Consider the following 8589-nt stretch of genomic DNA (forward strand, 5'->3'; position numbering starts at 1 on the left):
GACGGGACGCTAGTGGGTCGGGCCGACGCCGTCCCCCGCCCGTACGGTGTCCCGCGTGTCCCTGCCGCCCGGTGTCCCCGCGTCCGTGCCCGCGCTCCTGCAGCGGCTGACCGCGGACGACCCGGGCACGCCCCGGCTCACCTGGTACGCGGCCGACCACGCCCGCAGCGGCGAGCGCGTCGAGCTGTCCGCGCGCGTGCTCTCCACCTGGGTGGCGAAGACCGCCAACCTCCTCGAGGAGGAGTTCGACGTCGGCCCCGGCGCGCGGGTCGGGCTCGCCCTGCCGACGCACTGGCGGACCCTCGTGCTCCAGCTCGCGGTGTGGTCCACCGGGGCGGGGGTGCTCCTGGTGGACGAGGCGGCCGAGCTGCCCGCCGTCGACGTGCTCGTGGCCGCGGCCCCGGACGTGCTGCGGCGCAGCGCCTCAGCGGGGACGGACACCGTCGCGGTCAGCCTCGCGCCGCTGGCCCGCGACTTCGGCGCCGAGCTGCCCGACGGCGTCCTGGACTACGCGCGCACCATCACCGGCTACGGCGACCACCACTCCCCGCTCGCGCCGCCGCAGCCGGGTGACCCCGCGCTCGTGGCCGGCGGGAGGACCGTCGCGCACGCCGACCTGCTCGTCGGCGCGCTCGCGGCCGGGGCGGCGTGGAGCATCGGCGTGCGGCTGCTCACCGCGGCCGGCCCGGCCGACGTGGTCACCTCGGCCCTGGCCGCGTGGGTGCGCGCGGGCTCGGTCGTCCTCGTGCCCGAGCTCGCGGTCCTCGACGAGCACGTGCGCGCCACCGAGCGGGTCACGCAGGTGCAGCCGGCCTGACGGGCGACTCCGCCCCCGCCGCGCCAGCATGGGCGCGTGGACGCGCGACGGGTGCTGGTGACGGGTGCGGCGGGCAGCGTCGGGCAGCAGCTGCTGCCCGGCCTGGACGGCGTGGCGCTGCGACTGCTGGACCGCGTGGCGGCCGACGCGCCGCCCGGCGCCGAGGTGGTCACGGGAGAGCTGACCGACCGGGACCTGCTGCGGCGCGCGCTGTCCGGGATCGACGCCGTGGTGCACCTGGCCGGCGACCCGCGGCCCGGCGCGGAGTGGGACGAGCTCGAGGGCCCGAACGTGGACGGCTTCGCGGCCCTGCTGGGCGCGGCCCGGGAGCAGGGCGTCCGGCGCGTCGTCTTCGCCAGCTCGGTGCACGCCATGGGCCGCCACGAGTCCGCCGGCCGCTTCCCCGTCGAGGCGTCGTGGGCGCCCGCGCCCTGCTGCCCCTACGGCGCGACGAAGGCGTTCGACGAGGCGCTCGCCGGGGTGCACGCCGTGCGCGGCGGCCCCTCCGCGATCGGCCTGCGGCTCGGTGCGACCGTCGAGCGCCCGACGCAGTCGAGCCAGCTCACGGGCTGGCTCGGCCCGGCGGACCTGCGCCAGCTGGTGGTGCGGGCCCTCGCGGCGGACGTCGCCTTCGGCGTCTACCCGGGCGTCTCGGCCAACACCCGCCAGCGCTGGGACCTCACCACGGCCCGCGCCGACCTGGGCTACGAGCCCGTGCTCGACGCCGAGGCCTACGCCGGAGACGTCGAGGACGACGGCCGCGCCGTCACCACCTGCACCCTCCCGGGCTGAGGGTCGGGGAACGGGTCAGAGGACCAGGCGCTCCAGCAGCGGGAACTCCTCGCACGGGTCGTCGGCGTCGCCGAAGTGCCCGCGCGGCCGGACGACCTGGGTGCCGCCCAGGTGGTGCAGGAGGACGCGGCCCTGCTCGGCGTCGCAGCCGTACGGGTCGTCGACGGAGTTCACGAAGACGAGGTCCGCGGCGGCGCGCCGGATCCGCGCCCAGTCGTAGCGCTCCTGCAGGACGGGTTCCTCGGCGTCGTTCGGCGGGGTGGAGTACCCGGCCACGAGGACGGCCTGCGCGACGGGCGCGTCGAGGTGCTCGAGCAGGGCCAGCAGGAACGCCGCCCCGCCGGAGTGGCCCACCAGGACGGTGTCGGCGTCGAAGCGGTGCGCCGCGAGGACGCGCGGCAGCAGCGTCGCCACCGGCTCGACGTTCAGCGTCGGCAGGTGCGGCACCTCCACCTCGTGCCCGCGGGCGCGCAACCGCGCCGCGAGCCACGGGTACCAGGCCACGTCGGGGTTCGCGCCCGTGCCGTGGAAGAGCACTGCGCGGCGCGCCACGTCAGCGCTCTCCGGGTGCGGCGCAGGCGATCCGGCCGTCCCCCGCGATCGTCAGCGGGTGCTCGGCCGCCGTGACGAACGCCGACTGGCCCCGCACCAGGGTCAGCTCCCCCGCGGTGGAGGTGACGGTGACCTCGCCCTCCAGGCCCAGCAGCGCCCGGGGGACGCGGCGCTCCCACGTCGTGGGCCGGCCCACGCGCAGCACGGTGAGCGCGAAGTCGTCGACGTCGGGGGCGAAGACGAGCTCGTCCTCGCCGACCGGCCGCGGTGCGAGCAGGGGCACGGGCAGGACGCGGAAGTCCACGACCTCGAGGAGTTCCGCGACGTCGACGTGCTTGGGCGTCAGCCCGCCGCGCAGGACGTTGTCGGAGCTCGCCATGAGCTCCACGCCCGTGCCCGACAGGTACGCGTGCACGTTGCCGGCCGGCAGGTACAGCGCCTCGCCGGGCGCCAGGCGGACCTGGTTCAGCAGCAGGGACACGAGGACGCCCGGGTCGCCCGGGTAGTGCCCCGCGAGCTGCACGGCGCACGCGGCGGACGGGTCGTCGAGGGCCTCGCAGGCGGTCGCGACGGCCTCGACGAGCGCGGCGACGCCGGCCGCCGGCGCGGTGAGCGCCCGCCGCGTCGCGGCGCGCAGGGCGGCGGCGGGATCGGCCCCGGCCAGGTCGTCGAGCAGCGCCGCGAGGAGGTCCGCGGCCTCCGGGGGCAGGGCCGGCAGCGCCAGGCCCGCGAGCAGCTCCCGCGCCGCGGCCGGCTCCCGGAAGCCGGCCATCGCCGCGAACGGCTCCAGGGCGTACAGCAGCTCGGGCTTGTGCTCGGTGTCGCGGTAGAGGCGGTGCGGGGCGTCGACGGGGGTGCCGGCGGCCTCCTCCTCGGCGAACCGGCGGGCCGCGCGCTCGCGGTCGGGGTGCACCTGCAGCGACAGCGGGGCGGCCGCGCTCAGCACCTTGAGCAGGAACGGCAGCCGATCGGAGGTCCGCTGCGCCCCCAGCACGCCCTCGGGGTCGGCCGCGACGAGCTCGTCCAGCCCCTGCCCCGTCGGCACGAGCGCGGACGGCGCCGAGGGGTGCGCCCCGATCCACAGCTCGGCCTGCGGCGAGCCGTCGCTCGCCTGCCCGAGGAACTCGGCGAGGGCGGTCGTCGAACCCCACGCGTAGGGCTGGACGCGGTTGGTGAGCCGGTGCACGCACCGACCCTAGCCAGCCGGCCCCCCGCGGCGGGGCAACTACGCTCGCGGCCATGAGCGTTCTGGTGACGGGTGGCGCGGGGTACATCGGCTCGCACGTGGTGCGGCTCCTGCAGGAGCGGGGGGAGCAGGTCGTCGTCGTGGACGACATGAGCAACGGCGTCGCCGACCGGATCGGCGGGGCCACGGTGGTCGAGGTGGACCTCGCGAGCGACGCGGCCCCCGCGCTGCTGGGCTCCGCCATCGCGGCGCACGACGTGAGCGCCGTGGTGCACTTCGCCGCCCGCAAGCAGGTCGGGGAGTCGGTGGCCAAGCCGGCCCGGTACTGGCACCAGAACGTCGGCGGGACGGCGAACCTGCTGCAGGCCATGGAGGACGGCGGGGTCGGCAAGCTCGTGTTCTCCTCCTCCGCCGCGACCTACGGCGCGCCCGCCACGGCCGTCGTGCGCGAGGACGGGCCCGCGGAACCCATCAACCCCTACGGCCAGACGAAGCTGGTCGGCGAGTGGATGACGCGCGCCGCGGGCCGCGCCTGGGGCCTGCGCGCCGCGAACCTGCGCTACTTCAACGTCGCGGGCGCCGGCTGGCCCGACCTGGGCGACACGGCCGTGATGAACCTCATCCCCATCGTCTTCGCGGCGCTGGCCGAGGGCCGCGCGCCCGTCGTGTTCGGCGACGACTACGACACGCCCGACGGCAGCGCGGTCCGCGACTACGTCCACGTGCACGACCTGGCGGCGGCGCACCTCGCGGCGCTGGACCACCTCGAGGCCGACGAGCGCCCCTTCGACGTCTTCAACGTCGGCACGGGCGTGGGCGCCTCCGTCCTGCAGGTCCTCGCCGAGATCCGCGCCGTCACCGGCGTCGACGTCGAGCCCGAGGTCCGCGGGCGCCGGGCGGGCGACCCGCCGCAGCTCGTCGCCGACGTCAGCCGCATCCGCGACACCCTCGGCTGGTCGGCGCGCAGGGACCTGCACGACATCGTCGCCTCGGCGTGGGAGGCCCGCCCCGGAGCCCGCTGACCGCGCGCTTCCCGGCGCGGAGGTCTGCACAGGATCCGCGCACGCCGGGGGGCCGCACCGGCGGGCGGGCGCGCGGGGCGTTGCTAGGGTCGATCAGCGGTTGGGCGGGTCCAGGACCCGCCCCGACCGGGACGTGAGCGCGATCGTGCGGGCCGAGCACCGGCACGCGGTCCGCGCCGGTCCCGCCCCGGACCGCCGCCCGACGTCCGACCGCCAGGAGAGTCCCGCTGTGATCGATGCCCTCGGCAACCCCCGCTCCGTGCTGCTGCTCGGCGGCACGTCCGACATCGGGCTGGCCGTCGTGGAGCGCCTGAGCCCGGCGCGGTCGCTGCAGGTGACGCTCGCGGCCCGCCCCGGCCCGCGGCGCGACGCGGCCGTGACCCGGCTGCACGGACGCGGTCACGAGGTGCGCACGGTCGACTTCGAGGCCACCGACCTCCCCGGCCACGAGCGCGTGCTCGAGGAGGCGTTCGCCCACGGCGACGTCGACGTGACCGTCCTGGCCTTCGGGCTGCTGGGGGACGCCGAGCAGCTGTGGCAGGACCCGGACGCGGCCGCCGAGATCGCGACCGTGAACTACACGGCCCCCGTGGCGCTCGGCGTGCGGCTCGCGCAGCGGCTGCGCGGCCAGGGCCACGGCGTGCTCGTGGCGCTGTCCTCCGTCGCCGGCGAGCGCCCGCGGCGGTCCAACTTCGTGTACGGCTCGACGAAGGCGGGCTTCGACGCCTTCTTCACGGGGCTGCGCGAGGCGCTGCGCCCGGCCGGGGTGCGCGTCGTCGTCGTGCGGCCCGGCTTCGTCACCACCAAGATGACGCAGGGGCTGAAGGCCGCCCCGCTGTCCGTGTCCGCCGAACGAGTGGCCGAGGTGACCGTGGACGCCGTGCGCTCCGGCAAGGAGACGGTGTGGGCTCCCGAGCCCATGCGGTACGTGATGTCCGTCCTGCGCCACGTCCCCGCGCCGGTGTTCCGGCGCCTGCCCGTCTGAGCGCCGGAGTCGTCCTGTCGAGCACACGGTCCGCCCCCGGGTCCGGGGGGCAGCCCTCCGTCGAGCGCCGCTCGGCCGAGCGGGTGCCCCCGGCCCGGCGCGGCTCTGAGCGCACGCCCGGCCCGGCCGCGCCCGCGCGCGGTGCGCGCCTCGACCGGCTGGCCGGCGTCGCGGCCGCCGCCCTCGGGCTGCTCGTCTTCTCGTGGCGCCTGGCCACGCCCAGCCCGTGGCGCGACGAGGCCGTCACGATCGCGGTGGCCTCGCGCAGCTACCGGGAGATCTGGGAGCTCGTCCAGACGGTCGACCTCGTCCACGCCCCCTTCTACCTCCTCGCGCACGCGCTGTTCGGCCGCGACGTCGACATCACCGAGGTCCGCGGCATCTCGGTGGTCGCCGCGGCGCTGACGGGGCCGCTGCTGTACGGCACCGCCCGCCGCGCGGCGGGCGGCGGGCGCACCGGCCGGCTCGCCGGGGCGAGCGCGGCGCTGCTGTGGGTGTCGATGCCGTTCGTCAGCCGCTACGCGCAGGAGGCCCGCCCCTACGCCGTCGCCGCGCTGCTGGTCACGGCTTCGACCTACCTGCTGCTGCGCGCGAGCACCGGCGCCGCCCGCTCGCCGCGCGCGGCGCGGGGCTGGTGGCTCGCCTACGCGCTGTCGCTGCCCGCGATCGTCGCGACCAACACCGTGGCGCTGCTCGTGGTGCTCGGCCACGCCGGCTGGGTCCTCACGGGGCCCGCCCGCCACCGCCGGCCCGGCGTCCTGGCCGCGGCCGCCGGCGGCCTGCTGTGCCTGCCGCTGCTGTGGGCGCAGAGCACGCAGCAGGCCCAGGTGGCGTTCCTGCTGCCGCCGGAACCCGCCGAGCTGCTCGAGCACGCGACGTTCGCGCTGGGCTCCCCCGCGGGCGCCGTCGTGGCCGGGGTCGCCGCGGTCGTCGCGGTCGCCGTCGCGCGCGCCCGGCGCCTCGTCCTGCTCGGCGTCCTGTGGGGCGTCGTGCCGGTGCCCCTGCTGTGGGCCGTGTCGCAGGTCCGGCCGTTCTGGACCACGCGCTACCTCGTGTTCGTCGCGCCGGGCACGTGCCTGCTGCTGGCCGCGGTCGCCACGGTCGCCGTGCCCGTGGCGTGGCGGGGGCGCCGCCGGCTCGCGCACCTGCCCGTCGTCGCCGCCGGCCTGCTCGTCGCGCTGATGGCGGGCACCGGCCTGCCGATGCAGTTCGTCTTCCGCAGCCCGGTCATCGGGCACGGCGAGAACATGCGCGCGACGGCGGCCTACGTCGCGCGCGAGAAGCAGCCGGGCGACGCCGTCCTCTTCCTGCCCGACGGCGACTACCGCTACCGCGTCATCAACCAGCTCTACCCGGCCGCGTTCGCGGGCGTCCGCGACGTCGCGCTGGCCCGCTCGGCGGCGGAGTCGGCGACGCTCGTCGGCATCGAGCGCTCCCCCGACGACCTGACGGCCGCGATGGCCGGCGTGCGGCGCGTCTGGGTCATCGGCGGCCCGGGCCCCGTCGTGACCGCGAGCGCGGGCGACAAGCGCAAGGCCGAGCTGCTCGCCGACGGCTACCGCCTGGTCTCGGCCCACGACGAGCGGGCCTTCAGCGTCCGGCTGTACGTGGCGCTGCCCCCCGGCTGACGCGGCCGGCGAGCCCCTCACCCGGACGGCTCAAGCTTTCGAGATCGTCGGCCGAACCTCTGTTCGTGCCCGTGCCCCGCCTGTCCGACGCTCCCGTGGTGAGCCGTGCCCGCCGTTCCGTGGCGCCCGCGTCCCGCCTGGTCCCGAGCGACGACGCCGCCCAGCTGCACCTGCTCCGCCGCGCCACGTACGGCCCGACGCCCGAGTCGCGCGCGGAGATCGCGCGCCTGGGCACGCGCGGCTGGCTGGACGCCCAGCTCAACCCCGGCGCGATCGACGACCGCGCGGTCGACGAGTTCGTGCGGCGCTTCCCCGGCTACCAGCGCTCGGCGGAGGACGTCTACCGCGGCGGCTACCCCGCCGTGGAGTGGAACCTCATGTTCGACGTGGGCCGCCTCACGCTGGCCCGCCAGATCTGGTCGCGCCGCCAGCTGTTCGAGGTCGTCGTCGACGTCTTCAACAACCTCCTGCACGTCGCGTGCCCCAGCTCGGACGTCTGGGCCAGCCGGCAGGACTACGACCGCACCGTGATCCGCCGGCACGCGTTCGGCTCGTTCGCCGACATGCTGGTCGACTCCGCGCGCAACCCGGCCATGCTTTCCTTCCTCGACAACACGAGCTCCCGGGCCGGGGCGCCGAACGAGAACTACGCCCGCGAGCTCCTCGAGCTGCACACGGTCGGCGTCGACGCGGGGTTCACCGAGGCCGACGTCAAGACGGGGGCGCGGCTGCTGACGGGCCTGCGGATCAGCGACTCCGGCGCGTCGGTGTTCGACCCCGCGCGCCACGACGGCGGCGGCGGCACCGTCTTCGGCTTCGGCTACCCCGCGCACGCCCCGGCGGACGGCTTCCGCTGGATCGAGGCCTACCTGCGCTGGCTCGCCGTGCACCCCGCGACCGCGGCCCGCGTGAGCCGCCGCCTCGCCGTGCGCTTCGTCTCCGACGACCCGCCCGCCTCGCTGGTCGACCGGATGGCGCAGGTCTGGCGCTCCACGGGCGCCCAGGTCGTCCCCGTCCTGCGCGTGCTGTTCACCTCGCCGGAGTTCGCGGCGTCGGCGGGGGCCAAGGTCCGCACGCCGCAGGAGGACTTCGTGGCGACGCTGCGCACGCTCGGCACCGGCATGGAGCCCGCGGGCACGGCCGGCATCGTCAAGCTGTTCTGGCACGCGCTGGACGCGGGCCACGCCCCCATGGCCTGGGGCGCACCCAACGGCTACCCCGACGTCGCCGCCGCCTGGGCCTCCCCCAGCGGGACCCTGCTGCGCTGGAACCGGCACATGGACTTCGCCGGCGGGTGGTACCCCAAGGAGCTCCGGTTCGTGCCGGCCACCCAGCTGCTCGACGCGGTCCCCTCCACGTGGGGCGGCCTCGTCGACGCGCTCGCGCTGCGCCTGATCGGCTCCCCGCTGGGCGCCGAGGAGCGCGCCGCGCTGCTGCAGTACACCGGCCGCGGCGCCGGCACCCCGCTGGGCCCGGGGGACCGCTGGGTGCAGGAGAACCTGCAGTACCTCGTGGCCCTCGTCCTGGACTCCCCGACCTTCTGCACGAGGTGACCTCCCGCATGCCGCTCCCGCGCCCCACCACCGGCCGGACCACGAGTCCCGCCC

8 protein-coding genes are annotated in these 8589 nt (G+C 76.8%); 6 read left to right on the forward strand and 2 right to left on the reverse strand.

Translation table 11 applies throughout. The features are described from left to right. Window positions 1-55 precede the first annotated feature (55 nt). Window positions 56-817, forward strand: coding sequence for a TIGR03089 family protein (locus GTR02_RS17035; protein WP_166608686.1), 762 nt, complete (start codon window positions 56-58; stop codon window positions 815-817). A gap of 36 nt (window positions 818-853) precedes the next feature. Further along, window positions 854-1609: an NAD-dependent epimerase/dehydratase family protein gene (locus GTR02_RS17040; RefSeq protein WP_166608687.1), complete on the forward strand. Its 756-nt coding sequence runs from the start codon at window positions 854-856 to the stop codon at window positions 1607-1609. Between the two features lie 15 nt (window positions 1610-1624). Here GTR02_RS17040 and GTR02_RS17045 read toward each other — a convergent pair whose 3' ends face one another. Together GTR02_RS17045 and manA are read right to left on the reverse strand one after the other, a co-directional pair. After that, entirely contained in the window at window positions 1625-2161 is a 537-nt protein-coding gene (locus GTR02_RS17045; RefSeq protein WP_166608688.1) for an alpha/beta hydrolase, read from the reverse strand. A 1-nt stretch (window position 2162) separates the two neighbouring features. Next, a complete protein-coding gene (gene manA / locus GTR02_RS17050) occupies window positions 2163-3347 on the reverse strand; it encodes a mannose-6-phosphate isomerase, class I (protein ID WP_166608689.1) in 1185 nt (394 codons plus the stop codon). Window positions 3348-3400: 53 nt separating this feature from the next. On the opposite strand from manA, the gene galE reads away from it, so the two are divergent. The 4 genes from galE (at window position 3401) to GTR02_RS17070 (ending at window position 8535) form a co-directional block, all read left to right on the forward strand. After that, on the forward strand, window positions 3401-4369 hold the full coding sequence (gene galE / locus GTR02_RS17055) for a UDP-glucose 4-epimerase GalE (RefSeq protein WP_166608690.1): 969 nt from the start codon (window positions 3401-3403) through the stop codon (window positions 4367-4369). Window positions 4370-4598: 229 nt separating this feature from the next. Beyond that, complete coding sequence (locus GTR02_RS17060; protein WP_166608691.1) at window positions 4599-5354, forward strand: decaprenylphospho-beta-D-erythro-pentofuranosid-2-ulose 2-reductase; 756 nt, start codon at window positions 4599-4601, stop codon at window positions 5352-5354. Window positions 5355-5437: 83 nt separating this feature from the next. After that, window positions 5438-6982 (forward strand): glycosyltransferase family 39 protein, encoded by a 1545-nt coding sequence (locus GTR02_RS17065; protein ID WP_166608692.1) that lies wholly within the window; start codon window positions 5438-5440, stop codon window positions 6980-6982. 65 nt (window positions 6983-7047) lie between these two features. Next, a complete protein-coding gene (locus tag GTR02_RS17070) occupies window positions 7048-8535 on the forward strand; it encodes a DUF1800 family protein (RefSeq protein WP_205709487.1) in 1488 nt (495 codons plus the stop codon). Window positions 8536-8589: the final 54 nt, after the last annotated feature.

Origin of the sequence: Kineococcus siccus, assembly GCF_009906795.1 — a bacterium.
GTDB lineage: Bacteria > Actinomycetota > Actinomycetes > Actinomycetales > Kineococcaceae > Kineococcus > Kineococcus siccus.